This window comes from Mesorhizobium sp. P2_E6, from assembly GCF_056403835.1.
Genome location: NZ_JBFUEQ010000008.1, coordinates 171,775 through 195,575, shown reverse-complemented (window position 1 = coordinate 195,575; position 23,801 = coordinate 171,775). Strand labels below are relative to the sequence as shown.

Sequence of the window (23,801 nt, the reverse complement as noted above, 5' to 3'; positions counted from 1 at the left end):
CGGACCATGCGGCAGGGTTTTGGCAGGGTCAAGGCAAGGCGGACGTCGTCAATTATCTGGGAACAGGATCGCCCCAAGGTCCATCGCGCCGTGCAGGATATGCAGTATCTCTACTGTGTCTGAGCCGACGCGATAGAAAATCAGATAGTTGCCATGGACGCGCCGACGAATGCCTGTGGATCGATGGGGCTCAAGAAGTGGATATCGCTCCGGCATTGCGCGCAATTCCATGCAATCGCGGCGCAATTCTTGAATGAATGTTATGGCACGAAACGGGTTGTCGAGTGCGATGTGGTCGCCAATGGCTTCAAGGTCTGCCTCAGCCTGGCTGGTGAAGACCAGCCGTTTCACTTGCTCTTCTCTACCATTGCCCTGTATTTGGCCTCCAGTCGATCAAGCACTTCGTCGGCCGGCTTTATCCGTCCGGCATCGGCATCCGAAATGCCTTTGGCGAGGGCTGCGTCGAGGGCGGCAAGGCGCTTCTCCCGCTCTTCGACGAGGCGAACACCCTCACGCAGCACTTCACTCTTCGAATTGTAGCGACCGGTGCTGACAAGCTGGTTCACGATCTCTTCGAGACGGTTGCCCAAGTCTGCGCTAATGGCCATGACGGTACTCCTGCAAAACCATTGGAATAATAATAGTTATTGATCGGGCTTGCCAGTAATTTTGGATAAGGTGTGTCCGACTTGATGCCTCACCAGGCCTCAACGTTCTTGCATTCCGCGCGCAGCACCACTACGTCAATTCGAGCAAGCGAGGATTTGCCATGTCGACCGGACCGAACCGCATTCTCGATGAATTCGCCAAGCTGATGACCGATGCCGCAGGGGCCGCCCAAGGCGTGCGCCGCGAGGTCGAGACCGCCTTCAAGGGCCAGGCCGAACGCATCCTCAACACCATGGATGTGGTGCAGCGCGAAGAGTTCGAGGCGGCGCGCGAGATGGCCGCCAAGGCCCGGGAAGAAAACACCCGCCTTGCAGAGCGTATCGAGGCGCTCGAGGCCAAGCTTGCCGAATTGAGCGGACAGGCCGCACCGGCGGCGGCGGCAAAGCCCCGCGCAAAAAAATAATCATTAAACTTTTCCACATAGCCCGATCCTGAAAAGCGCTTTGCCGTGAATCGCTTAACGGCGTTGCATGAATCTTTGTGACAGCGGCTTTCCACATGCGAATGACGCAGTGCGAAAAATTGGGCTGTTCACGCGACTCCCGATCAATAGACTGAATTTGTTGCATGATTCGGAGCAGGGTCATGTGGCCGGGCGGTGGGGTCCGGTCTGGGGGTCTTTGCGTCGAGAAGTCCTGGCCGTCCGAGTTCTAGACAAGATTGTTCGTTGTGTGTGCCCTCCCGCGGAGCGTGTGGCGGCGCTCCTCAGAACGACAGGAAGCATTCCATGGAACTTCTCGAACTCGAATTCTCCCGCGAAATCCATCCGGTGGATGTTATCGAGCAGGTGGCCCACAACAACGACTGGTCCTTTGAGCGGGCCGGTGATGACGAGATTTCGATCTCGGTTGCCGGCAGCTGGACCGACTATCACGTCTCCTTCTCGTGGATGGAGGATTTCGAGGCGCTGCACCTGGCCTGCGCCTTCGACATCAAGGTGCCGGAGGCCCGCGCACTGGAAGTGATGCGGCTGCTGTCGCTCATCAACGAACAGATGCTGTTCGGCCATTTCGACCTCTGGGAGCAGGAAGGCGCGATCATGTTCCGCCAGTCGCTGCTCCTGGCCGGCGGTGTCGAGCCGTCGAGCCAGCAGGTCGAGGTGCTGCTGTCGTCGGCGCTGGAAGCCTGCGAATGCTATTTCCAGGCGTTCCAGTTCGTCGTCTGGTCGGAAACCTCGGCTAAGGACGCGCTGGCTGGCGTGCTGTTCGAGACCTACGGCAACGCCTAGAGCCCGTTCCACCCCGATGGAATCGGGATGGGGCTCTATCTCATTGTTTGAGCATCATCTCTGGACAAACGGCTTCCGTTTGTCCGAGAAAACTGGGGTCCACTTTTCGGGATCATGCTCTAGAGCGACGGCAAGGCAGACAAGACAGAGATGAGTTCGAGCAGCGAGCGCAAGCCCGACATCAGTTTTGCCGACTTCGATCGTGTCGACATTCGCGCCGGCACGATCGTCGAGGCCGAGCCGTTTCCCGAAGCGCGCAAGCCGGCATTCAAGCTTAAGATCGATTTCGGCGCCGACATCGGCATCAAGAAATCCTCGGCCCAGATCACCAAATACTATACGCCCGAGACGCTGATCGGCCGGCAGGTGTTCGCGGTGGTCAATTTCCCGCCACGCCAGATAGGCCCGTTCATGTCGGAAGTGCTGACGCTCGGCTTTCCCGACGAAGAGGGTGCCGTGGTGCTCGGCGCCATCGAGCGCCGGGTGCCGGATGGCGGGCGGCTTTTTTAGGGCGTGCTGATATTCAGGTGAGGCCGGCTTGCGAACGGCGGTCTCCAGCGCTTCCGGTGCTCACGCACCAAACGGCTCTCGGAGCCCGCCATTCTCAGCTCGGCCTGATCTGAATCTCGACACATCCTGAGGCCGCGATACTTCTCAGGCAGCCAGTTTCCGCGGCATGCCCAGCGCTTCCTCGACCGTGTCGAGAAACAGTTCGGCGCAGGCTTTCCAGCTGTAGCGCATGGCGCGTTCGCGCGCCTCGGCGCGGTCGACGTTGAGGGCGGCGAGTGCTGCCTCGCGCAGGTCGGTCGACACCGCGCCGCCAAAGCCGTCGCCGACGATGTCGATCGGACCGGTCACCGGATAGGCGGCGACCGGCGTGCCGCTGGCCAGCGCCTCGATGATGACATTGCCGAACGTGTCGGTGCGGCTGGGGAAGACGAAGACGTCGGCCGAGGCGTAGATCTCGGCCAGTTCGTCATTGGGACGATGGCCAAGGAAATGCGCTTGCGGATATTTTGCCTTCAGCTTGGCCAGTTCCGGACCCTCGCCGACGATCACCTTGCTGCCGGGCAGATCGAGGTCGAGAAAGGCCGAGAGGTTCTTTTCGATGGCGACACGGCCGACGCAAAGGAAGATCGGGCCGGGAAAGCCGAGATCCTTCTTCTTGTCCGGTCGGAAATGGCCGGTGTCGACGCCACGTGTCCAGGGGCGAAGCTTGTTGAAGCCACGCGAGGCAAGATCGTCGGCGAGCGACTGCGTGGCGACCAGCGTGCCCTGGCCGGAATTGTGGAAATCGCGCAGCCAGCGATAGGCCCAGCTTTCTGGCACCGGCAGGCGGGCGCTGAGATATTCCGGAAAACGGGTGTGATAGCTGGTGGTGAACGGCCGGCCGGCATTGCGGCAATAGCGTCGCGCCATGATGCCCAGTGGTCCCTCGGTGACGAGGTGGATATGGTCTGCCTTGCCGGCTTCGATCAGGCGCGCGACATGGCCGGGCGTGGTCAGCGCCAGCCGGATGTCGGGGTAGGTCGGCAAGGGCAACGTGCGAAAGATGTTGGGTGTCAGGAAATCCACCGCGACATCGAAGGATTTCAGCGTCTCGGTCAGCCGTTCCAACGTGTGGACGACGCCATTGACCTGTGGGCGCCAGGCGTCGGTGACCATCAATATGCGCATGGCGGCCCTTTGCTCGAAAGGTCGACGGTTGCCTTGAGACGATGCCGGAACGGCGACCAGCCTGCGGCTCTCGCTTCGCTCCAGCGCACCCGGGCGGGCACGGGATCGAAGTGAGGCGGCAAGGCCGAATCAAGTGAAGTCGCGCGCTTCATGCGCGCTCTTCACCATGGTTTCATGACGGGCGGATGAAGCAGTCGTCTAGCTAAGCATGATATCTCGATAAACAGTTTCCGTTTGTCCGAGAAAGCCGGTTTCCATTTTTCGAGATCATGCCCCGATCAGGCCGGAACCTTGATGACGGCGCGCAGGCCGCCGAGCGGGCTGTCGTCGAGGGTGATGTCGCCGCCATGGCTGCGGGCGATATCGCGGGCAATCGACAGGCCGAGCCCCGTGCCGCTGGCATCGAGGTTGCGAGCTTCGTCGAGCCGCACGAAGGGCTTGAAGACGTCTTCGCGCCTGTCGAGCGGGATACCAGGGCCATCGTCGTCGATGGTGACCAGCAGCGAGCCGCGGCCATGGTTGGCGTTGACCTCCACCGTCCTGGCATAGCGGAAGGCGTTGCCGATGACGTTGGACAGCAGCCGGGCAAAGGCGTTCGGCCGCACATGCACATCACGGTCGCCAACTAGCGTCGTCGACAGCTTGCGCTTGCGCAATCCGGCTTCCTCGTCGAGCTTCTGGAAATAGGCCTCGAGATCGAACCGCCCGGCATCCTCGGAAGCTTCGCCACGGGCAAAGGCGAGGTAGCCTTCGAGCATCGACTGCATATCGTCGATGTCCTGGTCGAGCGCCGCCTTGGTCTCGGCCTTGCCGCCGGCCAACGCCAGTTGCAGCTTGAAGCGGGTGAGAATGGTTCGCAGGTCATGGCTGACGCCGGTCAGCATGGCGGTGCGTTGCTCGATCTGGCGTTCGATGCGCTCGCGCATCTGAATGAAGGCAAAGCCGGCGCGGCGAACCTCCTCGGCGCCGCGCGGCCGGAAATCGCGCGGCATCGGCCGGCCCTTGCCGAAGCTTTCGGCCGCCTCGGCGAGCGTCAGGATGGGCCGGATCTGGTTGCGCAGGAAGGGGATGGCGATCATCAACAGCACCAGCGAGGTGCCGACCATCCAGATCAGGAAGATGTGAGTGTTCGAGGCATAGGCCTGACTGCGGCGCACGAAGACGCGCAGCACCTTGCCCTCAAGCTGGACGCGCACCTCGACGATGTTGGAATTGCCGACCGTGTCGATCCAGAACGGGCGGTTGATCTGGCGGGTGATTTCGGCCGAGAGAACATCGTCGAGGATCGAGAAGAAGGGTTTGGGCCCGGGCGCGGGCAGCGGGTCGGGCGGCAAGAGGTCGACCTTCAACTGCATGCGGTCCTGGGCGATCCGGATGATGTTGGCGTAGTCGGCGTCGTGCGGATAGGTTTCGATCATGTCGATGATGGCGGCGATGTCGCGTACGGTGGCCTGCGATAGACGCTGCGTCACGGTTGCCCAATGGCGTTCCATGAAGACGAAGGCGACCACCGATTGCAGCAGGATCATCGGCGCGATGACGATGATCAGCGAGCGGGCATAGAGCCGCTTCGGCATATACAGCGAAACGAGGCGCCAGAACCGGTTCCAGGCACGCGGCACCGCCTTGAGCGTGCGCGCGGCGCGTGCGCTCAAGCCGTTATTGCCCGGCTGTTGCAGTTCCGTGGTTGCCATTCGCTCTTTTCGCTTGCCCGCAACCGTTCGACCGGCCGCAGGCGGCATTCTATTCCACGCTGAGCCGATACCCAATACCGCGCACGGTCTGCAGCCACACCGGATTGGACGGATCGCGCTCGATCTTGCGGCGCAGCCGGTTGATCTGGACGTCGATGGTGCGCTCGCCGACTTCCGAATCGTCGCCGACAAGCTCGTGGCGGGGGATCGTCTCGCCTGCTCGCGCGGCGAAGATCGCCAGGATCTCCTGCTCGCGGTCGGTCAGCTTCAGCGCCTCGCCGCCGCGCTTCAATTCGCGCCTGGCTATCTGGAACGTGTAAGGGCCGAAGACCAGTTGCTCGACCTTCGGCGTTGTCGCCGGACCGCCGCGGCGCAGGATGTTGTTGATGCGCAGGATCAGCTCGCGCGGATCGAAAGGTTTCGGCAGATAGTCGTCGGCGCCGGCTTCGAGGCCGGTGATGCGGCTGTCGGTTTCCGACAGCGCTGTCAGCATCAGGATCGGCACGTTCTTTTCGGCGCGCAGCGACTTGGTCAGGTCGACGCCCGTTTCACCGGGCATCATCACGTCGAGGATCAGAAGATCGAAGTCGAGGCCGGCAAGCTTGCGCCTGGCTTCGCCGGCATTGCCGGCGACGGTGACGCGAAAGCCGTTTTCGGTCAGATACTGCTTGAGAAGATTGCGGATGCGGGTGTCGTCGTCGACGACGAGCAAATGCGGCGCGTCGTCGTCCGGTGCGGCCGCCTGATCGACCCTTTCAGTGCTCTCCATGGCTTTTCCCTGACATTTTTGCGGACCCAACGTCGATCTGCGCTCTCAGTTCCGGATTGACCATCGCTTCGAGGAACCGTTCAACCAGGGTCCGTTCGGTTATCCCGGAATCTCCCAATGCAGCATGGATGCGGCGCGACTGTGGCCGCGCCAGCGCCAGCGCCAGCGCGCGGCCCTTGGCGGTCGGATAAAGCTCGCGCTGCCGGCGGTCGCGCGGACCTTGCAACTGCACGACATGGTCGGTGTCGATCAACTGCTTGAGCACTCGCGCCAAGCTCTGCTTGGTGATCTTCAGCACGTCGAGCAGTTCGGCAACCGTCAGGCCCGGCCTGCGGTTGACGAAATGCAGCACCCGGTGGTGGGCGCGGCCGAAGCCGTAATCGGCCAGGATCTGATCCGGATCGGAGGTGAAGTCCCGATAGGCGAAGAAGAGCAGTTCGATGATGGCGAAATCGATGCCGTCCTCGTCGGTGATTGCCGTCCTGATCGGTTTCCCGGCTGCGTGGCTTCGATCCGTCATCATTTCTCCGCTTGAAAGAGAGATTATGTCAGTACTATTGACGTAATTTCCCTGCAATGGTAATTTTTGACAAGCTTTTGGGCGGATTGCGAACGAAAAGGCAAGAGAGGCCGGTTTTTCCGGAACTTCCTGAGTTTGCCAGAGCGCAATTATCCGCCTACGCTCCAGCATAAAGGCCGCCTTGCGCGACCGACACGAAACACACAACGATACAACACTATGCGGGCTGCCGCCCGCGGGAGGTTACCATGGCATCCGTTCCCTTCGATCAACTGGACGGCTTCATCTGGATGAATGGCGCGTTCGTCCAATGGGGTGACGCCAAGATCCACGTCCTGACCCATGGCCTGCACTACGCCAGCGCCGTGTTCGAAGGCGAGCGCGCCTATGGCGGCGAGATCTTCAAGCTCAACGAACACACCGAGCGCCTGCATGAATCGGCGCGCCTGCTCGGCTTCAAGATTCCCTATTCGGTGGCCGAGCTCAACGACGCTTCCACCACGCTTTTGAAGAAGCAAGGTTTCCAGGACGCCTATGTCCGGCCGATCGCCTGGCGCGGCAGTGAACAGATGGGCGTTTCAGCGCAGAACAACCGCATCAACTGCGCCATCGCCATCTGGCAGTGGCCGAGCTATTTCGATCCGGCGCAGAAGCTGAAAGGCATCCGCCTCGACGTGGCGGAATGGCGCCGGCCCGACCCGCGCACGGCGCCGTCCAAGTCGAAGGCCGCCGGCCTCTACATGATCTGCACCATGTCCAAGCACGCCGCCGAGGCCAAGGGCTACGCCGATGCCATGATGCTCGACTGGCGTGGCCAGGTCGCGGAAGCGACCGGCGCCAACATCTTCTTCGTCAAGGACGGCAAGATCCACACGCCCAAGCCCGACTGCTTCCTCGACGGCATCACCCGCCGCACGGTCATCGGACTGGCCAAGGATCGCGGTCTGGAAGTGATCGAACGCGCCATCATGCCGGAAGAACTCGAGGGCTTCGAGCAATGCTTCCTGACCGGGACAGCAGCGGAAGTAACGCCGGTTTCGGAGATCGGACCTTACCGATTCGAGGTCGGTGAAATCGCCAAGAACCTTATGAATGACTATTCTGCAGCGGTTCAGCCCAAGCACGCGATCGCAGCAGAATAACGAAAGTCACAGCTTTTCGAGCAAGCAGGGGCGGTTTTGAGGCCGCCCCTTTTATTTAAGCGTTTGTGCATTTGACTTTCGTCCATTTCGGCGTCTCATGATGGTGTCGGCCCGGAAGGCTGGCAGCTATGGAGGGACTAATCATATGGACATGAACACGCTTCTTCCGATCATTGTACAGGTGATTACGGGTATCATCGGTGGTCAGGCGGTCGGTGCGGCGCTCAAGACGGCGGCGTTGGGTCAGCTTCCCAAAATCCTGGGCGGAGCCATTGGCGGCGTCGGCGGTGCGGCGATCCTCGGCAGCCTGCTTGGTGGCGGCGCGGTCGATCCGGCGGCCGCGGCAGCAGCAACGAGCGGTCTCGGCAGCGCGCTGAATCTCAACAACATCGTCGGCGGTGCCGGCGGCGGCGCGATCCTGACCGGCATTCTCGGCGCAGTCATGGGTGCCATGAAGAAGTAAGCTATTCGGTCTAGGCGTTCTAAGTGGGCGGCTTCGGCCGCCCATTTTCGTTTTCGGAGCGACCGACCGTTCGTCTGTCGAGGGGTGGACGCCCTTCGCCCGCGCCGTTACATCACGCTGGAGTAGCGAAAGGACGATCATGGGTCAGCTCAATGCCGGCATCGTGCCGGTCACACCGTTCCAGCAGAATTGCACCATCCTGTTCGACATGGACGACAAGCAGGGTGTCGTCGTCGATCCGGGCGGTGACATCGACAAGGTGCTGGCGGCGCTGAAGGACAACGCGATATCAGCCGGGGCGATCTGGATAACGCATGGCCATATCGACCATGCCGGCGGCGCCATGGAGTTGAAGGAGGCGCTCGGCGTCGAGATCATCGGCCCGCATGAGGCCGACAAGCCGTTGCTCGACAATCTGGAAAACCAGGGCAGGCGGTACGGCATCGCCGGCGCGCGCAACTGCGTGCCCGACCGGTTCCTGACCGAAGGCGAGACCGTGTCATTCGGCTCGCATGTGTTCGAGGTGTTGCATTGCCCTGGCCACGCGCCTGGCCATGTCGTCTACTACAACCGCGCGGCCAAGTTCGCCCATGTCGGCGATGTGTTGTTTCGCGGCTCGGTCGGCCGCACCGACCTGCCGGGCGGCGACCACGCGGCGCTGATCGCCTCGATTAAGGACAAGCTCCTGCCGCTCGGCGACGACATCGGCTTCATCTGCGGCCATGGTCCCGGCGGACGCTTCGGCGAGGAGCGGCGGACCAACCCTTTTCTGACCTAAGAGCGCCTGTGCTGCAGCCAATGGCTTCTCCCCGTACTTCACTGGAAAGGTGCCGGCAGGCTGATGAGGGGCGGCGCCGATCTCAAGAGAAATCCGGGACGATCAAACCAACAACAAAAAGCGCCGACCTTGCGGTCAGCGCTTTCGTTGGGGCAGGGATGCCTTAGGTCTTAGTTCGCCGTGCAGAAATGCTGTTCGCCGTCATTGCCGGTGAACGTGCCGGTGCGGGCGTTGAAGGTACGGTAGCGATCCGAGCAATAGTCGTACCAGTCGCGCGTCCAGGGCTGAGCGTAGCCTTCATTGTAGACGACCCTCGGCTCTGCATAGTAGCGGCGCACCGGTGCCGGGCGGACCACGACGTCACGCTCGTAGTAACCGTCATCGTAGTAGCGGTCAGCATAGGGCGGGGGCCCGTCATTGGCCAACGCACCACCGATCAGCGCGCCGGCCGCGAGTCCGAGGACGCCGGCGGCGATTGCATCGCCGTTGCCGTGATGGCCGTGATGGCGCCACTCATCCGCGTAGGCAGCGGGCAAGGTCGCGAGCGTGGTGGCGACCACGGCAGCGGACAGGACAGCGGTCTTGAAAATTCGATTCATGTCGGTCTCCTTCGTGCCGGCCCGCGCAAGTTTCGGGGGATGCGGTCCGGCTTTACCAAAGACTAATATACGACCATGGCTGAACGGGGGCTGAACGGATTTCGACGCACAATATCCAAAACAGGCGTCAAAGACCCCTGCAGGGAACGGGGCTATTCAGCCGGAGCCGTCGCCGGTCTGGGGCCGGTTCAGCCAACCGATAGGTTGACGGCCTTCGGGCCCTTGCCACGCTTGTCCGGTTCCGTGTCGAAGGACACTTTCTGGCCATCCTCAAGACCAGGAAGGCCCGACGCCTGCACGGCTGAAATATGGACGAAAACATCCTTCGCGCCATCATCGGGCGTGATGAAGCCGAAGCCTTTGGCATGGTTGAAGAATTTGACGGTGCCGGTCTGCGGCATGGGAAGCTCCTTTGGTCCCATAAAGTCCAGTCTCGGGCCGGCAAATGCCCGAGTGGAAATTTGTCCTTTATTTTAGCGCTATCGGCAAGAGAAAGTTTTTGGGGCTGCTAAAGTGCGTCGCGTTTGAAGGGATTCAGACGACGCTCGTTTAAGTCTTTGTTTTTATGAATGTCGTTTGCCTCAAGACCACCGCGCACTTTGAGCGACATGCATCTGGCAGAACTCGCGGCATGAAAAAGGCGCGACGAAAACCGCCGCGCCTTTCAAATTCAAATCCCTCTCCAAGCCAGGTCCAGGCATTGGAGCCTCCGTCATGCGTCAGGGACGCACGGCGCCCGATGGTTCAGGCAGCGCGGAGGTTGACCGCCTTGGGGCCCTTGCCCATGCGATCCGGCTCGACGTCGAAGGTGACCTTCTGGCCGTCGACGAGCGTGCGCAGGCCGGAGGCCTCGATCGCGGAAATATGGACGAACACATCCTTGGCGCCGCCATCGGGCGTGATGAAACCGAAGCCTTTGGTCGCGTTGAAGAATTTAACGGTGCCGGTCTGGGCCATTGGGGAAACTCCTTCACCCGTTCAGTCTGGTGGTCCTGCCCGCCGCCTGGCGCAATGGGCAAGTCCCGGTGGTTGCTTCGGCAGTCATGCATTGGCGCATGGTCAAACCCCCCGCCGAAAACGGGGCCGTCAGAGATTCACAGTATCGGGGAAAGGTCGTCCAAAACGTTCCGCTCTCCGGGTCGCAAATGCCCGAACACGGAATTTATCGCACGGAAACGTGAAGGTTGCAAGATAGCGCCGCGGGCCGCCACAATGGGCGCATCCCGACGCATGGATCGACTGACCTGAGCATCGATGCGGCTCGACATAGGCTTGGTTGCCGGCCGGGTCATCGGCCCAGAGCGCGGCCACGAATGGGCCAGATGTCGTGGCCATCAGCGGGATGGGGCTGATGGGTGCCATGGCTCCGCGCATCGTTTCCGGCGGGAGGCTGCAAACGGGGGTTGCATTTGGCAATGGAATGGCAAGGATCGTCTTCCCGGGACGGGATCGAGGGAGAGATCAACATGAAGTTTCTGGCGACAGTCTTTTCGCGGCAAGGTTTTGCCATCCTGTTCCTGTCGGCAATTCTTGCCGCCTGCACTGTCGTCGTCGATGAGGGACCAGGGCCGCGTCCGCGTCCGCCACGGCCCGAACCACAGTATTGCAGCAGGCAGTACGAGCCCGTCTGCGCCCGGCGCGGCGGCGACCGGCAGACCTTTGCCAATGCCTGCCTTGCCGACCGGGCCGGCTACCGCATCGTGCGCGACGGTCCGTGCCGCGACGGCGGTGGGGGCGGCGGCGGCGAAGAGCAGACGTTCTGCACCCGCGAATATGCTCCGGTGTGCGCGCGCCGCCACGGCGAACTGCGCACCTTCCCCAATGCCTGCGAAGCCCGCGCCGCGGACTATCGCGTCATCGACGGCGGACCGTGCTGACGGGAACTGGGCGTGTTTAGCGTTTTCCCACAAAGGGAAGGGAAAACCGAGGCGTTCGCTCACACCTCCGCTGGATACGCCCCGTCGGCCGGGCCAGCGTAAAGCTCGCTGCCGTCCTCGTCGGAAATGCGCAGGCGATCGGGGATTTGCGGCATGGCCAGCGTGTGGAACAGCGCGGTTGCGCCCTGCAGGGCGGCGCGCAGGTTCGGCGCTTCCAGCGATACCTTGTCGAGCGTGGCTTCGTCGGCGTCGCGCGACCGGTAGAACTCGATGACGAAGTTCAAGCGCGCCTCCGTGTGCGGGGTGTTGCGCAAACGTGTCGTGTCAGTCCGTCGCCTCACAAAGTGGGCGACGGGGGGACGCACGAGGCGCCCCTGGGCTGGTCAGCCCTTCGACTTCGGCTTCAGGCTACTCTCTGCCTGCTTGACCGACGAGCCGAACGGGGAGGCTGGCTTGGCCACGACCTTGTCCTTCTTCGGCTTGCGCGTTTCGCGATTGCTTCGCTGTTGACCTTTGGACATGTCGTGCTCCTGTTGTGTGTTGGCGTGGCTTTGCTGGGCGCTCAGACGACCGGGTTGTCAGTAACGACCGGGTTGTCGGCCGGTTCGAGATTGTCTTCCGTGGTGACCCGCTCATGGGTCTCCTGCTCGCTGCGGATGCGGTATTGCGGCGAGCCGTCCTTGACCGGCAGCCTGCTCTTGATCTGGAACAGTTCCGCGGTTTTCTGGACGAGGCCGGTGCGGCTCTTCATGCGGACAGTCTGACCGATCGCAAACTGGTGCGAGGGCGTGTCGGTGCGCGGGCGCGCATTCTGCTGGAAACGGATCATGCTGCATTCTCCCTGTCGCGCTTCAGCGCTGTTTCGAGTTCGAGGTAATCGATGGCGACAAGCTGGCTGGTGGTCGGGTTTTTCACGGCCCTTGCCGGCAGATGGATGAAGGTGGCGACGCGTCGCCAGGCAAGCCGCGACATGCCCTCGATCACCTCTTCGTCGTGATCAATGTCGTAGTCGCCGGCCGGCAGCTGTCCTTCCAGTCCGCCGAGCACGAAGGGTGCCGCGAAATGGGCGATGGAGTGGGTGGTGCGATCGGTCATTGTCTTGCCTTGATGCTTCCGCAGCGGCCCTGAAAAGCAAAAAAGCGGGGACGAGCCCCGCTTTCCTATTTCCGGCAATTGCTGAAAATAAGCCGCTTTCGAGAGCTGCCAGTACATCCGTGGTCAGCGTTCATCGAATTCGGCCGGATCAGATCAGTTGCAAATTGGCGGCCGATTCGCGGCCCTTGGTGTCACGCTCCAACTCGAACTGCAGCTTCTGGCCTTCGGCGAGGCCAGGAAAGCCGGCGCGCTCCAGCGCGCTGACATGGACGAAAACGTCCTTGCCGCCATCGGTCGGCTGAATGAAGCCGAAGCCCTTCTGGCCATTGTAGAACTTTACGGTCCCGGTGTTCATGTGGGTCTTTCGAGGGGTGAGATGAGGTCGCGGAACGCGGCCAGTATCGGTGATTTGGAATGAGATTGGCGGGTCGAGAACCTCTGACGCCGCGAGGTGCCAATTCTACCCAAAGCGATCCTGTACATATAGGCCTTTGCCGCAATTTAATCAAGGCGATTTAAAATAAAAATCGGGCTTCGCTCAGAAAATTGCTTTCTGTAACTTTCAGGAAAACGATGATACAAGCCCATAGATATCAAAAATTATTTGAAGTCTGGCGGGAACATTTCTCCCGGTATTTTTGTTTTATTTACGTATGAAAGGACGAGATTTCATGATTAACGAAACAACATCGGCAGGAGCTACAGTCGCGATCGGCCCATTGGCTAAACAAGCGACGGCAACGCCCATCCTGTCGCCGCGGCTGACCGTCAGGAGTGACGAAGCGGCAAAGCGAAGGGTCGCCGATACCGACGGAACGCTCCGGCGTGCCAGGCAAGTTGCGGAGGCCAACCGGCTGATTTGATCGCTTCTGCGCTGACGGATACCAAGCGAGCCTTGAACCTGAAGCGCCGATGGCCTAGATCGGTTCATCGTTTCACTGAAACGCCGAACCGATCTATCTCCTTGTTTGGCGCAATTCCGGACGGAAAACCGTTTCATACCTTTCCCGGAATTGCTTAGATCGCGGCCGGCGGAAAAACACGGCAGGTTTCCCATTAACAGAGATCAGAGAAGAGCGGCGGGCGCGGGAGCCAGATCTGGCGCTGGAGGACAGCCACCGCTGGGGCTGGACCAGTATGTGCAGCAGGCCCTGCAGCTGCACCAGGCCGGGCGACGGCAGGAAGCCGAGGCGCTTTACCGCCAGGTACTGGCGCGCAAGCCCAATCATGCGGCCGCGGCGCATTTCCTCGGCCTGCTGCTTCACCAGACCGGGCGCAGCGAAGAGGGGCTCGATCTCATCGAACAGTCGGTGAGCCTGCAGCCCACAAATCCTGATTTCCTCAACAATTTCGGCACGGTGATGCGCGATCTCGGCCGCATCGCAGCCGCCATCGATTTCTTTCGCGGTGCGGTGGATATCCGGCCGGACCAGCTCGCGGCGCGCGACAATCTTGGCTCGTCGCTGAAGCAGCTCGGCCAGTTCGAGGAGGCCGAAGCGATCTATCGCGGCACGGTCAGTCGCAATCCCTTCCATGTCCGCGCCCGCATCGGACTTGCCGAAACGCTGCAAGAAGCCGGACGTCTGGACGAGGCGCTCGCCGTCTTCCGCGAGGCGCTGACGATCCGGCCGAAGGACGCGGACCTGTTGCACGGGCTGGGCGTCGGGCTGATGGAAAAGGGCAAGCTCGATGAAGCCGCCGACCTGTTTCGGCAGGCGCTGGCGGTCGACCCCGGCATGGCCAGAGCCTGGCTGATGCTGACGCAGGTCAAGCGCCAGAAGGAGCGCGACAGCGAATTGACCGGCATGGAGGCTCAGCATGCCAAGGCGCCGCAGGATAGCCTGGCGCGCATGCAGTTGTCCTTCGGCCTCGGCAAGGCCAATGACGATCTGAAGGATTACGGCAGGGCCTTCGATTATTTCGCCGAAGGCAACGCGATCCGCCGCAAGGGCATCGACTACGATGCGGCCAGGACGCGCGCCGAATTCGAGGCCATGAAAGCAACCTTCGATGCCGGCTTCTTCGAGAAACACAAGCCCAGCTCGATTGCCGACGACACGCCGATCTTCGTCGTCGGCATGCCGCGCTCCGGCACGACGCTGATCGAGCAGATCATCGCCAGCCATCCCCAGGTCTATGGCGCCGGCGAGCTCAACATCCTGAAGATGGCGGTAGGCAAGCAGTTTCCGTTGACCATGAAGGGCGGCTTTCCGGCCGGGATCGCCGACATGCCCGACAAGGCTTTTGCCGAGGCTGGCGAAGCCTATCTCGACATGCTGCACGCCCGCTTTCCCGGCTTCAAGCATGTCACCGACAAGATGCCGGGCAATTTCCTGCTCGTCGGCTTCCTCCATCTGATGTTGCCGAAAGCCAAGATCGTCCATTGCGCCCGCGACGCGGCGGCGACGTGCCTGTCGATCTACAAGGTGCATTTCCGCGGCGACAGCCATCGCTACGGCTACGACCTCGGCGAACTCGCCGATTTCCACAACCTCTACACCGACATCATGGCGCATTGGCATGCCGTGCTGCCTGGGGTGGTGCATGATGTGCGCTATGAGGATTTCGTCGCCGACCAGGAAGGGCAGACGCGGGCGCTTATCGCCCATCTCGGCCTGCCGTGGAACGATGCGGTGCTGTCGTTCCACGAGACCGACCGGCCGGTGCGCACGGCATCCGCCGCGCAGGTGCGCCAGCCAATGTATCAGGGCTCGGTCGATCTATGGAAGCGCTATGGCGATCGGCTCAAGCCGCTGCTGGATAGGCTGGATTAGCGCGCGGGTGGCAGATTAACCCCAGCTTCGTCATGCACGGGCGGAGCAGCCGCGAAGCGGCGTCGCGCAGACCCGAGGATCCATTCCGGGACCTCGATCGAAGGATGCGGCGGAACGGAATTCTTCACCGTTTTCAATGCTTTAACGTGACGGCATGGATCCCATGGTCTGCGCCGCGTCGCTTCGCTCCTTGCTCCGCCATAGGATGACGAAGCGATGGGGGCTCAGTTGCTCAAAGCTCGATGAAGGGCTGGAAGCCGCCGAAGATCATGCGCTTCATATCGAACGGCATGGGGCCCCAATCGGGTGTCAAACGCGGGTCGGCCATCACCTTGGCCATCACCGTGTCTCGGCTTTGCCTGGATTCATAGACCGCCCAGGCGAAGACGACGATCTCGTCGTCAGTTGCCTGAACGGCACGCGGAAACGAGGTGACCTCGCCATAGGGCACGTCGTCGCCGATACATTCGACATAGGCGAGCGCGCCGTGTTCCATCCATATGGGGCCTGCGAGGTTGGCCAGCCTCTTGTAGTCTTCGAGTTTGGCCTTTGGCACGGCAAGCACGAAACCATCGACATAGGACATGGCATATTCCTCTTGCTGAAAATCGGGCGCCGGGCCGGCAGGGATGCGACCCGGCGCAGATGAGCGCATCACTCCTGGGGAAAGAGGTGCTGTTGCTCGCCTATTACTTCACCGGGGCGTTCATCGCCCAGGCAACACCAAAGGGGTCACGCAGTTGGCCCCAGCGGTCGCCCCAGAACATCACCTGCAGCGGCACCACTTCTTCGCAGCCGGCGTCGATGGCGCGCTGCCACCAGCTTTCGATGGTGTCGTCCTGGAGATGCAGCTGCATGGTGTAGCCCTGCGGGTTCTGATGCGGGTGGCCGTGCTCGGGGTAGGCGTCGCCCAGCATCAGCGTCGAGCCATTGATGTAGAGATGGATGTGCATGGTGCGGCCTTTTTCGTCCGGCGGATAGGCAAACACCTGCTCGGCGCCGAAGGCCTTCTTGTAGAATTCAGCGGCCTTGAAGGCTCCGTCCACCTGCAGATAGGGGGTTAATCCGCCGAGCACTTTCGGCGCGGGCTGAACGGGGGTCTGGTCAGTCATGTCTTGCTCCTCTTTGCGTTTGGCTTGGCCTTGCCAACCATAGGACGCATGAGGTGACGGCAATCCTACAGGGCCGCGAAATTTTTCTCGGCCGGGCCCGGACAGACCGGGCAACCGGCGGGATTGAGCGACAGAGGCAGAGGCAGGCTGATCGCGGTCATATGACCTTGGCCGAGAAGGTGGCCGCGCGGCGGCTGTTCTGCGCGTCGAAGAGTTCCGGAAAGCCGATGTCCTTGCGCAATTCGGCGGGCAGCGAGAGCAGGATGCGTTCGCTGCGATGGCGGGCACGTGCCGCCGCATATTGGGTTGCGATGCGACCGATGGATGAAAGAACCGACATGACATGATCTCCCTGGGTTGGCGCCGACATCATCGTGTCGGCATCCCAAGGACGCGGCAGGCTGAGGCGATCCGACAGATCGTCGGAACCTTTTTTCGCTGCACCGTCGGTGGCTCGAGGCGGGCCGCCTGCCTCAAGCCGCAGTCTCCAGGCTTTCGATCGTTTCAATATCTGCCTTCTTGGCCTCTCCCTCGACAGCAAGGTCGTAGCTCGCCTGCATGTTCATCCAGAACTGCGGCGTGGTTCCAAAGAACTTCGCGAGGCGCAGAGCGGTGTCGGGCGTTACCGGTGTCGTCTCGCTGGCCAGGCGCTCGATGCGCGTGCGCGGCACATGCAGCTTCTTGGCCAATGTGTAAGGCCTCAGGCCAAGCGGTACGAGATATTCCTCGCGGAGGATTTCTCCGGGATGGATAAATGGATTGATGTTCAGCATTTGAAACCTCAATGGTAGTCGGTTATTTCCACATCCTCGGCCTGCCCGTCCACCCAGCGAAAGCAGATGCGAAATTGATCGTTGATGCGGATCGAGTGCTGACCCGCACGGTTGCCTCTCAGCGGCTCAAGCCTGTTGCCTGGAGGCGTCTTCAGGTCTGATAGTTCGGCGGCATTGTCGATCATGAACAGCTTCCGCTGGGCTGATCGGACTAGGTCCGACGGGAAACCCTTCGGAGCCTTGCCGTTTGATACGGCCTCGCTGGTCTTGTCCTTGAACGAGCGTATCATCTGCCGTATCCGATATACGTATCTTTGCATGATACGTCTCGGAAGTCAAGAGAACGTCTCATGCCATGATACGATTGGCGTTTCATCCTGCCGCCAACCCTCAGCCACCCGCTTCGGCCACCGAGCGGAAGAAGTCCTCGGGATCCTCGACTTCGGTCAGCCGCCGCTTCTCGATCAGCCAGAAGCGGTTGCCGATGGCGCGGATGAAGGAGCGGTCATGCGAGGCGAGCACGCAACTTGCCTGATGCTCCAGCAGCTCCGCTTCCAGCGCTTCCTGGCCGTCTATGTCGAGATGGTTGGTCGGCTCGTCGAGCAGATAGAAATTGGGGTTGGCGAGCCTGAGCGCCAGCATCATCAGCCGCGTCTTCTGACCGCCGGACAGCACGCGGATCCGTCGCTCCTGCATATCGATGCCGACGCCGGCGCCGGCGAGCAGCGAGCGGGCGCGCTGTTCGCCAACATCGTAGCGGCGCGAGACCATCGCCAGCGGCGTGTCGTCGCCGCCGATGCCCGACAGCGCCTGGTCGCTATAGCCAAGCACGGTCGACGGCGTCACCTTCACGTTCTGCACCGCCTCTGGCTCGAGGATGGCGTTGCGGATCAGGGTGACGAAGCGCGACTTGCCGACGCCATTGCAGCCGAGCAGGACAATGCGATCGCCCTGGCAGATGTGGCGCTTGCCGGTCCTGAACAGCAGCGTTCCATCAGGGGTTTCCACTGCGGCGTCCTCGAGCGTGATTAGCACCTTTGCGTGGGTGCCCCGATTGGCGAGCTTGATCGCGCCAGCCGATTTCTCGCGATGCGCCGGGGCAGCCGCCTCTTCCAGGCGCTCGGCGCGTTGATTGAGCTGCTTGGTCTTGACCGTCAGCAAGTCACTGCCCGAATTGATGCCGATGTTGTTGAGCTTGGCGGCCTGCCGGCGCAATTGCTGCGCTACCTTCATGTCGCGCTGGAACTTGCGCTCGGTCGAGGCGTCGACGTCGTCGAGAGCCTGCCTTGCCCTGGAGTAGGGCAGGGCAAACACCGGCGACTGTTCCGGGCGTAGGAAGAGGGTCCGGTTGGTGGTGGCGTCGAGGAAGGCGCGGTCGTGGCTGGCGACGACGACGGGCACCTCGCGCGGCAGCGTGTTCAGCCAGGTTTCGAGCTGGCTGATCCTGGCCAGGTCGAGATGGTTGGTCGGCTCGTCGAGCAGCAGCACATCCGGATCGGTGACCCAGACGCGGGCGATCAGCGCAAGCCGCTGCCAGCCGCCGCTCAGCGCCTGCATTTGCCGTTCGCGCATCGGCTCGGGCACGTCGAGCGAATCGAGAACGACGTCGACGCGCCACATCTCGCTTTCGGCCTGCTCAGGCGGCAAGGCATCGGCCACCACCTGGTGGAACGTACGGTCGAGAAGGGCCGATGCAACGGACTGTTCGACATGGCCGACGCACAGGCCGCGCGTGCGGCTGATGTCGCCAAAGGTCGGCTCCATCTCGCCAGTCAAGCATTTCAGCAAGGTCGACTTGCCGCGGCCATTGGCGGCAACGATGCCGAGCCGGTCGCCGGTGCCGATGGTGAGGTCGAGATTGGCAAAGAGCGGCGCGCTCATGGTGACGCCGAGGGATTTGAGGCTGATCAGGGCCATTTTGATTTCTCTGGTCTTGCCGGAGCCAAGTCCGGTTCAATGCACTTTGACGGTGCGCGTGCAGGCCATCAGAACAGGCGTTGCAACACCACGAAGGGCAGACCAATAAAATCGAAGCGGGAAAAACCCGGACCGTCCCTGGTCAGCCCTGCAAGCTAGCTCGCAGGGCAGAAATCGGGCCACGCTGACGATGGTGACGAAAAAACGTAAACACGTGAGCCCTCCTTTCAAGACGTTCGAGTACGGGAGATGACTACACCAAGGGCGAGGCCGATGGCAAGGCTGCCGCTTTCATCCGGCGCGGGAATGGGTCGAGCACCAGCACGCAGCCGGCGATGATCGCCACCGCGCCGAAGGCCTGGACGAGGGTCAGCGACTCGCCGAGCATGACCGTGCCGACCAGCACGGCGATCACGGTCACGGCAAATTCGACGCTGATCGTCCTGGTGGCGCCGATGCTGGCGACCAAGCGGAAATAGACGACATAGGTCATTGCGCTCATGACGCAGGCAAGGATGGCGAGATAGAGGAAGTCGATGGCGCGCGGCATCGCCGGCACCGGCACGGCCAGCAGGAGCGGCAGCGTCATCAGTCCGCCGAAGAGGAAGGCGGCGCTGGTGAGTTCGAGCGAGCCGGCCGAGCGCAGATGGCGGTTGGCATAGTTGCTGCCGAAGGCCGCCGAGAAGGAACTGAACAGCGATGCGGCACAACCTAGCGCGAAGGATGTCGTGACGGGCACTGCCGGGAAGCCAACGAGAATGATGATACCGGCGGCACCGAGCAGCAGCCCGGCCAGCCCGTGGACGGTGATGCGCTCAAGCCCCCACAACTGGCCGATGATCATCGAGAACAGCGGGATGGCGGCAACGAGGATGGCCGCCATCGCCGTGCCGATGCGCGGGGTGGCATAGGACAGGCCGATCAACTGTGCCGCGACCGTCGTCGCGCCGACCACGGCGAAGTGCGACCAGCCGGCGCTGAAGTCGAGCCGGCGCCTCGTTGCTCCTGCCAGCAGCAGAAGCGTGATGCCGGCGATCAGGGAACGCAAGGTCACCGCACCGATCCAGCCGAAGGCATGCACCACCTTGAGCAGCACCAGGAACGACAGCCCCCAGGTGACGGCCAGGAAGACGTAGGCAGCGATGTCCTTGGGCTTCATTGTGTGGAGGGCCGTGGGGCTTGCAGGTGGAAGGAGAGAAGCTGCCACGGCCCGTATCGTTTCGACCGGCAACTGACAAGGGCTGGCGCATGGTCCAGCCGGCCGACCGTGCGGCTCCGAGATCAGACAGGTCTCAAGTGACCGCCACTCAATCCATGTTCTTTGTTGAGGTCGAGAAGGAAATGGCCGAATACCGTGCTGTTGCCAAGATCAACAACGATCACCAGAAGGGCGTTGAACCGGCCGGTGCCAATCAAGACTTGATCAAACCGATTTTGGGCGTCTCGGTAAACATAGTGAACGTCGTTCAGATAGGGCACGCCGATTTCGTCGAGATTTAGTGCGTCGACATAAGGCCATATGTCCACGATGGCATTCGCGGTAGCGGTGACATTCGTCATCGGCTCAGTGAAGCAAGCCTTGAACTCCTTTTCATCAAGTCTGCGAACGACGAGCATCACCTATTCTAGGTGATGGCTTTGGAAGTCCGCAACTAGCCGAAATCTACCGTTCAAGCCGGCATGCAAGCCTTACCGTCCCGGCCTGCCCGTCTTGCCTGGCCGGCGCTTTTCGCGGCGGGCGTCGCCGGGATCCTCATAGGAGCCAATGCCGGCGCGCTCGCGCTTGACCGGTTTGTCGCCCTCGATGGGTGTCTCGGTCCGCCGCACCGTCATCTCATCCAGCGAGTTCTTCTTGAACAGCGGTTTGGTGGCGTCGCCGGGGATGCCGAAATCGGAACCGTGCGCCTCTTCGGCCGACTGCTTCTTGAACAGCGAACGGGACACCGCGCCTGCGGGCGTGGGCATGTCGGTGCCCGGTCCCATGGCGTCGAGCGACGGCTTGCGGAAGAGGTTGGGCCGGGCAGCCTTGGCCGCCTCTTCGGCGGCACGTGCTGCGTCGAGCTTGCGGAAACGCTCCTGTTCCTCCGTCGTACGATGTTTGGCCACGCCCTTGTTGTGCTTGCCCTTTTCGCGGCCCGAGGCGGGACTTTGGCCTTCCATCTCGCGCGCCAGCGGGTCTTCGGAGATCGACAGTTCCATCTCGCGCAGCCGCTTGATCTCGTCGCGGATGCGGGCTGCCTTCTCGAAATCGAGATTGGCGGCGGCGTCGCGCATCTGCTTGTCCATGGCGTCGAGATGGGCCTTCAGATTGTTGCCCATCATGGCGCCGGCGCTGTCGGTGAACTGCGAGATGTCGGCGCGGACATGGTCCTTCTCGTAGACCGAGTCCAGGATGTCCGAGATGCGCGACTTGACCGATTCCGGCGTGATGCCGTTGGCCGCGTTCCATTCCATCTGCTTTTCGCGGCGGCGGCCGGTTTCGGCCATCGCCCGTTCCATCGAGCCGGTGACCTGGTCGGCATAGAGGATGACCTTGCCGTCGACGTTTCTGGCGGCGCGGCCGATGGTCTGGATCAGCGAGGTTTCCGAACGCAGGAAACCTTCCTTGTCGGCATCGAGAATGGCGACGAAGCCGCATTCGGGAATGTCGAGGCCCTCGCGCAACAGGTTGATGCCGACCAGCACGTCGAAGGCGCCGAGCCGCAGGTCGCGCAGGATCTCGATGCGCTCCAGCGTGTCGATGTCGGAGTGCATGTAGCGCACGCGGATGCCTTGCTCGTGCAGATATTCGGTGAGGTCTTCGGCCATGCGCTTGGTCAGCACGGTCACCAGCGTGCGGTAGCCGGCCTTGGTGGTGTCGCGGATCTCGCCGACGACATCGTCGACCTGGGTCTTGGCCGGGCGCACTTCGACCGGCGGATCGATCAGCCCGGTCGGGCGGATGACCTGCTCGGCGAAGACGCCGCCGGCCTGTTCCATCTCCCAGCCACCCGGCGTTGCCGAGACGGCGACGGAGAGCGGGCGCATGGCATCCCACTCCTCGAAGCGCAGCGGCCGGTTGTCCATGCAGGACGGCAGGCGGAAGCCATACTCTGCCAGCGTCGCCTTGCGCCTGAAGTCGCCGCGATACATGCCGCCGATCTGCGGCACGGTGACGTGACTTTCGTCGATGAAGACCAGCGCATTGTCGGGAATGTACTCGAACAGCGTCGGCGGCGGATCGCCCGGCTGGCGGCCGGTGAGATAGCGCGAATAGTTCTCGATGCCGGCGCAGGAGCCGGTGGCTTCGAGCATCTCCAGATCGAAGCGGCAGCGCTGTTCCAGCCGTTGTGCTTCGAGCAGCCGGCCGGCGCGCTCAAGTTCCACTAGCCGGTGCTTGAGCTCTTCCTTGATCGACTTGATCGCCTGGTTGAGGGTCGGGCGCGGTGTCACATAGTGCGAGTTGGCGTAGATCTTGACGCTCTTCAACTCGCCGGTCTTCTGCCCGGTCAGCGGGTCGAACTCGGTGATCTGCTCGATCTCGTCGCCGAACATCGAGATGCGCCAGGCGCGATCCTCAAGGTGGGCCGGAAAGATCTCGATCGTGTCGCCGCGCACGCGGAACGAGCCACGCACGAAGTTGACGTCCTGGCGCTTATACTGCTGCGCGACGAGGTCGGCGAGCAGCGCGCGCTGGTCGAGCCGGTCGCCGATCTGCATCTGGAAGGTCATTGCCGTGTAGGTCTCGACCGAACCGATACCGTAGATGCAAGACACCGAGGCAACGATGATGACGTCGTCGCGCTCGAGCAGCGAGCGCGTCGCCGAATGGCGCATGCGGTCGATCTGCTCGTTGATCGAGGACTCCTTCTCGATGAAGGTGTCGGTGCGCGGAACGTAGGCCTCCGGCTGGTAATAGTCGTAGTAGGAGACGAAATACTCGACGGCGTTTTCGGGGAAGAATTTCTTGAACTCGGAATAGAGCTGTGCGGCCAGCGTCTTGTTCGGCGCCAGGATCAGTGCAGGGCGCTGCGTCTCCTCGATCACCTTGGCCATGGTGAAGGTTTTTCCGGAGCCGGTGACGCCGAGCAGCACCTGGGTGCGATCGCTGTTGTCGACGCCTTCGACAAGGTCCTTGATCGCCGTCGGCTGGTCGCCGGCAGGTTCGAAATCCGACACCATCTTGATGGCGATGCCGCCTTCGGATTTTTCCGGGCGGGCAGGGCGGTGCGGCGTCCACAACACGCCATCCTTGTGCAGGGGATTGCCGGATTCGATCAGCGCCGACAGCGCGGCCACCGTAGCGGTGACGCCGCTCGAGGTCATCGTCTCGGCTTCTTCCAGCGAAATGTCGAGGCCGGCGACCGGGTTGAGGCCGGCTGCGGTGCGCTCCCTGGCTGTCGCTGCACCGCCCATCGAGGTGCCGCGCGCGGTGCGGCCGGGCGACGACGAACGCTCGGGGATCTTTTTCGATGGCTTCGGCGATTTGCCGCCGTCGCTCCTGCTGCCGAGGCGCCCCTCTTTCTCGGCTTCCTGCTCGATCTGCTCGGCCCAATCGGCGATCGAACCAGCCAGCGGCGTGCCCGACAGTTCGGCCTGCGGCATCTCGGCGAAGCCGCCCTTGTGCAGCGGCTCCGAGGCGTCGAGGAAATCGGTCAGCGGGCTGCGCCGCTTCGGGGCGGCGCGGTCGTCACTCGCCGTCGGCGGCGTTTTTTTGTCGGGGGATTTGGCCATG

The 23,801-nt window shown here is 62.1% G+C and carries 31 protein-coding genes; 8 read left to right on the top strand and 23 right to left on the bottom strand.

Annotated elements, in window-relative coordinates:
* Positions 1 to 48: 48 nt before the first annotated feature.
* Both AC1D08_RS21335 and AC1D08_RS21330 read right to left on the bottom strand, forming a co-directional pair.
* Positions 49 to 351 carry a type II toxin-antitoxin system RelE/ParE family toxin gene (locus AC1D08_RS21335; RefSeq protein WP_457151541.1) on the bottom strand — a complete coding sequence of 101 codons (303 nt, stop codon included), beginning with the start codon at positions 349 to 351 and terminating at the stop codon, positions 49 to 51.
* On the bottom strand, positions 348 to 608 hold the full coding sequence (locus AC1D08_RS21330; RefSeq protein WP_457151540.1) for a type II toxin-antitoxin system ParD family antitoxin: 261 nt from the start codon (positions 606 to 608) through the stop codon (positions 348 to 350). The genes AC1D08_RS21335 and AC1D08_RS21330 overlap by 4 nt, the downstream gene beginning before the upstream one ends.
* Before the next feature lie 161 nt (positions 609 to 769).
* On the opposite strand from AC1D08_RS21330, the gene AC1D08_RS21325 reads away from it, so the two are divergent.
* The 3 genes from AC1D08_RS21325 (at position 770) to AC1D08_RS21315 (ending at position 2,407) form a co-directional block, all read left to right on the top strand.
* On the top strand, positions 770 to 1,072 hold the full coding sequence (locus AC1D08_RS21325; protein WP_184874869.1) for an accessory factor UbiK family protein: 303 nt from the start codon (positions 770 to 772) through the stop codon (positions 1,070 to 1,072).
* Between the two features lie 324 nt (positions 1,073 to 1,396).
* Positions 1,397 to 1,897: a type III secretion system chaperone family protein gene (locus AC1D08_RS21320; protein ID WP_477423914.1), complete on the top strand. Its 501-nt coding sequence runs from the start codon at positions 1,397 to 1,399 to the stop codon at positions 1,895 to 1,897.
* A 150-nt stretch (positions 1,898 to 2,047) separates the two neighbouring features.
* The gene (locus tag AC1D08_RS21315) at positions 2,048 to 2,407 is read left to right on the top strand and encodes a tRNA-binding protein (RefSeq protein ID WP_457151538.1); all 360 of its coding nucleotides are present in this window, start codon (positions 2,048 to 2,050) and stop codon (positions 2,405 to 2,407) included.
* A 144-nt stretch (positions 2,408 to 2,551) separates the two neighbouring features.
* On the opposite strand, the gene AC1D08_RS21310 is transcribed toward AC1D08_RS21315, so the two are convergent.
* The 4 genes from AC1D08_RS21310 to AC1D08_RS21295 all read right to left on the bottom strand — a co-directional run bounded on the left by AC1D08_RS21310 (position 2,552) and on the right by AC1D08_RS21295 (position 6,557).
* Positions 2,552 to 3,574 (bottom strand): glycosyltransferase family 4 protein, encoded by a 1,023-nt coding sequence (locus tag AC1D08_RS21310; RefSeq protein ID WP_457151537.1) that lies wholly within the window; start codon positions 3,572 to 3,574, stop codon positions 2,552 to 2,554.
* A 278-nt stretch (positions 3,575 to 3,852) separates the two neighbouring features.
* Entirely contained in the window at positions 3,853 to 5,268 is a 1,416-nt protein-coding gene (locus AC1D08_RS21305) for an ATP-binding protein (RefSeq protein WP_095090872.1), read from the bottom strand.
* A gap of 49 nt (positions 5,269 to 5,317) precedes the next feature.
* Positions 5,318 to 6,037, bottom strand: a complete 720-nt coding sequence (locus AC1D08_RS21300) for a response regulator (RefSeq protein WP_457151536.1) — start codon at positions 6,035 to 6,037, stop codon at positions 5,318 to 5,320.
* Entirely contained in the window at positions 6,024 to 6,557 is a 534-nt protein-coding gene (locus tag AC1D08_RS21295) for a MarR family winged helix-turn-helix transcriptional regulator (RefSeq protein ID WP_167392346.1), read from the bottom strand. Before AC1D08_RS21295 ends, AC1D08_RS21300 begins: the two co-directional genes overlap by 14 nt.
* Positions 6,558 to 6,805: 248 nt before the next feature.
* Here AC1D08_RS21295 and AC1D08_RS21290 point away from each other — a divergent pair, with 248 nt between their 5' ends.
* From AC1D08_RS21290 to AC1D08_RS21280, 3 genes are all read left to right on the top strand, one after another.
* Positions 6,806 to 7,699 (top strand): branched-chain amino acid aminotransferase, encoded by an 894-nt coding sequence (locus AC1D08_RS21290; protein WP_095090875.1) that lies wholly within the window; start codon positions 6,806 to 6,808, stop codon positions 7,697 to 7,699.
* 145 nt (positions 7,700 to 7,844) lie between these two features.
* Positions 7,845 to 8,162 carry a hypothetical protein gene (locus tag AC1D08_RS21285; protein ID WP_095091700.1) on the top strand — a complete coding sequence of 106 codons (318 nt, stop codon included), beginning with the start codon at positions 7,845 to 7,847 and terminating at the stop codon, positions 8,160 to 8,162.
* A gap of 139 nt (positions 8,163 to 8,301) precedes the next feature.
* Positions 8,302 to 8,940: an MBL fold metallo-hydrolase gene (locus AC1D08_RS21280; protein WP_457154591.1), complete on the top strand. Its 639-nt coding sequence runs from the start codon at positions 8,302 to 8,304 to the stop codon at positions 8,938 to 8,940.
* A 170-nt stretch (positions 8,941 to 9,110) separates the two neighbouring features.
* Here AC1D08_RS21280 and AC1D08_RS21275 read toward each other — a convergent pair whose 3' ends face one another.
* The 3 genes from AC1D08_RS21275 to AC1D08_RS21265 form a co-directional block, all read right to left on the bottom strand.
* The gene (locus tag AC1D08_RS21275) at positions 9,111 to 9,539 is read right to left on the bottom strand and encodes a BA14K family protein (RefSeq protein ID WP_457154592.1); all 429 of its coding nucleotides are present in this window, start codon (positions 9,537 to 9,539) and stop codon (positions 9,111 to 9,113) included.
* A 188-nt stretch (positions 9,540 to 9,727) separates the two neighbouring features.
* Positions 9,728 to 9,940 (bottom strand): cold-shock protein, encoded by a 213-nt coding sequence (locus AC1D08_RS21270; RefSeq protein WP_013530020.1) that lies wholly within the window; start codon positions 9,938 to 9,940, stop codon positions 9,728 to 9,730.
* 343 nt (positions 9,941 to 10,283) lie between these two features.
* Positions 10,284 to 10,496, bottom strand: a complete 213-nt coding sequence (locus AC1D08_RS21265) for a cold-shock protein (RefSeq protein WP_006202520.1) — start codon at positions 10,494 to 10,496, stop codon at positions 10,284 to 10,286.
* A gap of 509 nt (positions 10,497 to 11,005) precedes the next feature.
* Between AC1D08_RS21265 and AC1D08_RS21260 the strand changes: the two genes are divergently transcribed.
* The gene (locus AC1D08_RS21260; RefSeq protein WP_457153414.1) at positions 11,006 to 11,416 is read left to right on the top strand and encodes a Kazal-type serine protease inhibitor family protein; all 411 of its coding nucleotides are present in this window, start codon (positions 11,006 to 11,008) and stop codon (positions 11,414 to 11,416) included.
* Between the two features lie 59 nt (positions 11,417 to 11,475).
* Here AC1D08_RS21260 and AC1D08_RS21255 read toward each other — a convergent pair whose 3' ends face one another.
* The 5 genes from AC1D08_RS21255 to AC1D08_RS21235 form a co-directional block, all read right to left on the bottom strand.
* A complete protein-coding gene (locus tag AC1D08_RS21255; protein ID WP_095091701.1) occupies positions 11,476 to 11,700 on the bottom strand; it encodes a hypothetical protein in 225 nt (74 codons plus the stop codon).
* Positions 11,701 to 11,799: 99 nt separating this feature from the next.
* Positions 11,800 to 11,937, bottom strand: coding sequence for a hypothetical protein (locus tag AC1D08_RS21250; protein ID WP_164482279.1), 138 nt, complete (start codon positions 11,935 to 11,937; stop codon positions 11,800 to 11,802).
* Between the two features lie 41 nt (positions 11,938 to 11,978).
* Positions 11,979 to 12,245, bottom strand: coding sequence for a hypothetical protein (locus AC1D08_RS21245; protein WP_457153413.1), 267 nt, complete (start codon positions 12,243 to 12,245; stop codon positions 11,979 to 11,981).
* A complete protein-coding gene (locus tag AC1D08_RS21240; RefSeq protein WP_095090880.1) occupies positions 12,242 to 12,511 on the bottom strand; it encodes a hypothetical protein in 270 nt (89 codons plus the stop codon). Before AC1D08_RS21240 ends, AC1D08_RS21245 begins: the two co-directional genes overlap by 4 nt.
* A gap of 148 nt (positions 12,512 to 12,659) precedes the next feature.
* Complete coding sequence (locus tag AC1D08_RS21235; protein WP_023809797.1) at positions 12,660 to 12,866, bottom strand: cold-shock protein; 207 nt, start codon at positions 12,864 to 12,866, stop codon at positions 12,660 to 12,662.
* Between the two features lie 784 nt (positions 12,867 to 13,650).
* On the opposite strand from AC1D08_RS21235, the gene AC1D08_RS21230 reads away from it, so the two are divergent.
* Positions 13,651 to 15,285: a tetratricopeptide repeat-containing sulfotransferase family protein gene (locus AC1D08_RS21230; protein WP_477228195.1), complete on the top strand. Its 1,635-nt coding sequence runs from the start codon at positions 13,651 to 13,653 to the stop codon at positions 15,283 to 15,285.
* 232 nt (positions 15,286 to 15,517) lie between these two features.
* Here the strand turns inward: AC1D08_RS21230 and AC1D08_RS21225 are convergent, their stop codons facing one another.
* The 9 genes from AC1D08_RS21225 to uvrB all read right to left on the bottom strand — a co-directional run bounded on the left by AC1D08_RS21225 (position 15,518) and on the right by uvrB (position 23,800).
* Positions 15,518 to 15,871, bottom strand: a complete 354-nt coding sequence (locus tag AC1D08_RS21225; RefSeq protein ID WP_457153411.1) for a DUF1428 domain-containing protein — start codon at positions 15,869 to 15,871, stop codon at positions 15,518 to 15,520.
* 103 nt (positions 15,872 to 15,974) lie between these two features.
* Positions 15,975 to 16,397 (bottom strand): VOC family protein, encoded by a 423-nt coding sequence (locus AC1D08_RS21220; RefSeq protein WP_457153410.1) that lies wholly within the window; start codon positions 16,395 to 16,397, stop codon positions 15,975 to 15,977.
* A 157-nt stretch (positions 16,398 to 16,554) separates the two neighbouring features.
* Positions 16,555 to 16,737 (bottom strand): hypothetical protein, encoded by a 183-nt coding sequence (locus AC1D08_RS21215; protein WP_095091704.1) that lies wholly within the window; start codon positions 16,735 to 16,737, stop codon positions 16,555 to 16,557.
* Positions 16,738 to 16,870: 133 nt separating this feature from the next.
* Entirely contained in the window at positions 16,871 to 17,170 is a 300-nt protein-coding gene (locus AC1D08_RS21210) for a HigA family addiction module antitoxin (RefSeq protein WP_457153409.1), read from the bottom strand.
* A gap of 8 nt (positions 17,171 to 17,178) precedes the next feature.
* On the bottom strand, positions 17,179 to 17,460 hold the full coding sequence (locus AC1D08_RS21205) for a type II toxin-antitoxin system RelE/ParE family toxin (protein ID WP_095090884.1): 282 nt from the start codon (positions 17,458 to 17,460) through the stop codon (positions 17,179 to 17,181).
* Positions 17,461 to 17,560: 100 nt separating this feature from the next.
* A complete protein-coding gene (locus AC1D08_RS21200; RefSeq protein WP_457152797.1) occupies positions 17,561 to 19,087 on the bottom strand; it encodes an ABC-F family ATP-binding cassette domain-containing protein in 1,527 nt (508 codons plus the stop codon).
* Between the two features lie 253 nt (positions 19,088 to 19,340).
* Positions 19,341 to 20,246: a DMT family transporter gene (locus AC1D08_RS21195; RefSeq protein WP_457152798.1), complete on the bottom strand. Its 906-nt coding sequence runs from the start codon at positions 20,244 to 20,246 to the stop codon at positions 19,341 to 19,343.
* Between the two features lie 122 nt (positions 20,247 to 20,368).
* On the bottom strand, positions 20,369 to 20,704 hold the full coding sequence (locus AC1D08_RS21190) for a hypothetical protein (protein WP_457152799.1): 336 nt from the start codon (positions 20,702 to 20,704) through the stop codon (positions 20,369 to 20,371).
* 72 nt (positions 20,705 to 20,776) lie between these two features.
* On the bottom strand, positions 20,777 to 23,800 hold the full coding sequence (gene uvrB / locus AC1D08_RS21185) for an excinuclease ABC subunit UvrB (RefSeq protein WP_457152800.1): 3,024 nt from the start codon (positions 23,798 to 23,800) through the stop codon (positions 20,777 to 20,779).
* Position 23,801: the final 1 nt, after the last annotated feature.

Bases quoted from the DNA above. Each gene is read 5' to 3' on its own strand.
- AC1D08_RS21265 (WP_006202520.1), bottom strand. From the start codon at position 10,496: ATGGCCCAGACCGGCACCGTTAAATTCTTCAACGCGACCAAAGGCTTC.
- AC1D08_RS21210 (WP_457153409.1), bottom strand. From the start codon at position 17,170: ATGCTGAACATCAATCCATTTATCCATCCCGGAGAAATCCTCCGCGAG.
- AC1D08_RS21315 (WP_457151538.1), top strand. From the start codon at position 2,048: ATGAGTTCGAGCAGCGAGCGCAAGCCCGACATCAGTTTTGCCGACTTC.
- AC1D08_RS21280 (WP_457154591.1), top strand. From the start codon at position 8,302: ATGGGTCAGCTCAATGCCGGCATCGTGCCGGTCACACCGTTCCAGCAG.
- AC1D08_RS21275 (WP_457154592.1), bottom strand. From the start codon at position 9,539: ATGAATCGAATTTTCAAGACCGCTGTCCTGTCCGCTGCCGTGGTCGCC.
- AC1D08_RS21270 (WP_013530020.1), bottom strand. From the start codon at position 9,940: ATGCCGCAGACCGGCACCGTCAAATTCTTCAACCATGCCAAAGGCTTC.
- AC1D08_RS21260 (WP_457153414.1), top strand. From the start codon at position 11,006: ATGAAGTTTCTGGCGACAGTCTTTTCGCGGCAAGGTTTTGCCATCCTG.
- AC1D08_RS21220 (WP_457153410.1), bottom strand. From the start codon at position 16,397: ATGACTGACCAGACCCCCGTTCAGCCCGCGCCGAAAGTGCTCGGCGGA.
- AC1D08_RS21305 (WP_095090872.1), bottom strand. From the start codon at position 5,268: ATGGCAACCACGGAACTGCAACAGCCGGGCAATAACGGCTTGAGCGCA.
- uvrB (WP_457152800.1), bottom strand. From the start codon at position 23,800: ATGGCCAAATCCCCCGACAAAAAAACGCCGCCGACGGCGAGTGACGAC.
- AC1D08_RS21290 (WP_095090875.1), top strand. From the start codon at position 6,806: ATGGCATCCGTTCCCTTCGATCAACTGGACGGCTTCATCTGGATGAAT.
- AC1D08_RS21285 (WP_095091700.1), top strand. From the start codon at position 7,845: ATGGACATGAACACGCTTCTTCCGATCATTGTACAGGTGATTACGGGT.
- AC1D08_RS21195 (WP_457152798.1), bottom strand. From the start codon at position 20,246: ATGAAGCCCAAGGACATCGCTGCCTACGTCTTCCTGGCCGTCACCTGG.
- AC1D08_RS21325 (WP_184874869.1), top strand. From the start codon at position 770: ATGTCGACCGGACCGAACCGCATTCTCGATGAATTCGCCAAGCTGATG.
- AC1D08_RS21245 (WP_457153413.1), bottom strand. From the start codon at position 12,245: ATGATCCGTTTCCAGCAGAATGCGCGCCCGCGCACCGACACGCCCTCG.
- AC1D08_RS21320 (WP_477423914.1), top strand. From the start codon at position 1,397: ATGGAACTTCTCGAACTCGAATTCTCCCGCGAAATCCATCCGGTGGAT.
- AC1D08_RS21250 (WP_164482279.1), bottom strand. From the start codon at position 11,937: ATGTCCAAAGGTCAACAGCGAAGCAATCGCGAAACGCGCAAGCCGAAG.
- AC1D08_RS21200 (WP_457152797.1), bottom strand. From the start codon at position 19,087: ATGGCCCTGATCAGCCTCAAATCCCTCGGCGTCACCATGAGCGCGCCG.
- AC1D08_RS21240 (WP_095090880.1), bottom strand. From the start codon at position 12,511: ATGACCGATCGCACCACCCACTCCATCGCCCATTTCGCGGCACCCTTC.
- AC1D08_RS21225 (WP_457153411.1), bottom strand. From the start codon at position 15,871: ATGTCCTATGTCGATGGTTTCGTGCTTGCCGTGCCAAAGGCCAAACTC.
- AC1D08_RS21190 (WP_457152799.1), bottom strand. From the start codon at position 20,704: ATGCTCGTCGTTCGCAGACTTGATGAAAAGGAGTTCAAGGCTTGCTTC.
- AC1D08_RS21330 (WP_457151540.1), bottom strand. From the start codon at position 608: ATGGCCATTAGCGCAGACTTGGGCAACCGTCTCGAAGAGATCGTGAAC.
- AC1D08_RS21205 (WP_095090884.1), bottom strand. From the start codon at position 17,460: ATGATACGCTCGTTCAAGGACAAGACCAGCGAGGCCGTATCAAACGGC.
- AC1D08_RS21310 (WP_457151537.1), bottom strand. From the start codon at position 3,574: ATGCGCATATTGATGGTCACCGACGCCTGGCGCCCACAGGTCAATGGC.
- AC1D08_RS21295 (WP_167392346.1), bottom strand. From the start codon at position 6,557: ATGACGGATCGAAGCCACGCAGCCGGGAAACCGATCAGGACGGCAATC.
- AC1D08_RS21235 (WP_023809797.1), bottom strand. From the start codon at position 12,866: ATGAACACCGGGACCGTAAAGTTCTACAATGGCCAGAAGGGCTTCGGC.
- AC1D08_RS21215 (WP_095091704.1), bottom strand. From the start codon at position 16,737: ATGTCGGTTCTTTCATCCATCGGTCGCATCGCAACCCAATATGCGGCG.
- AC1D08_RS21300 (WP_457151536.1), bottom strand. From the start codon at position 6,037: ATGGAGAGCACTGAAAGGGTCGATCAGGCGGCCGCACCGGACGACGAC.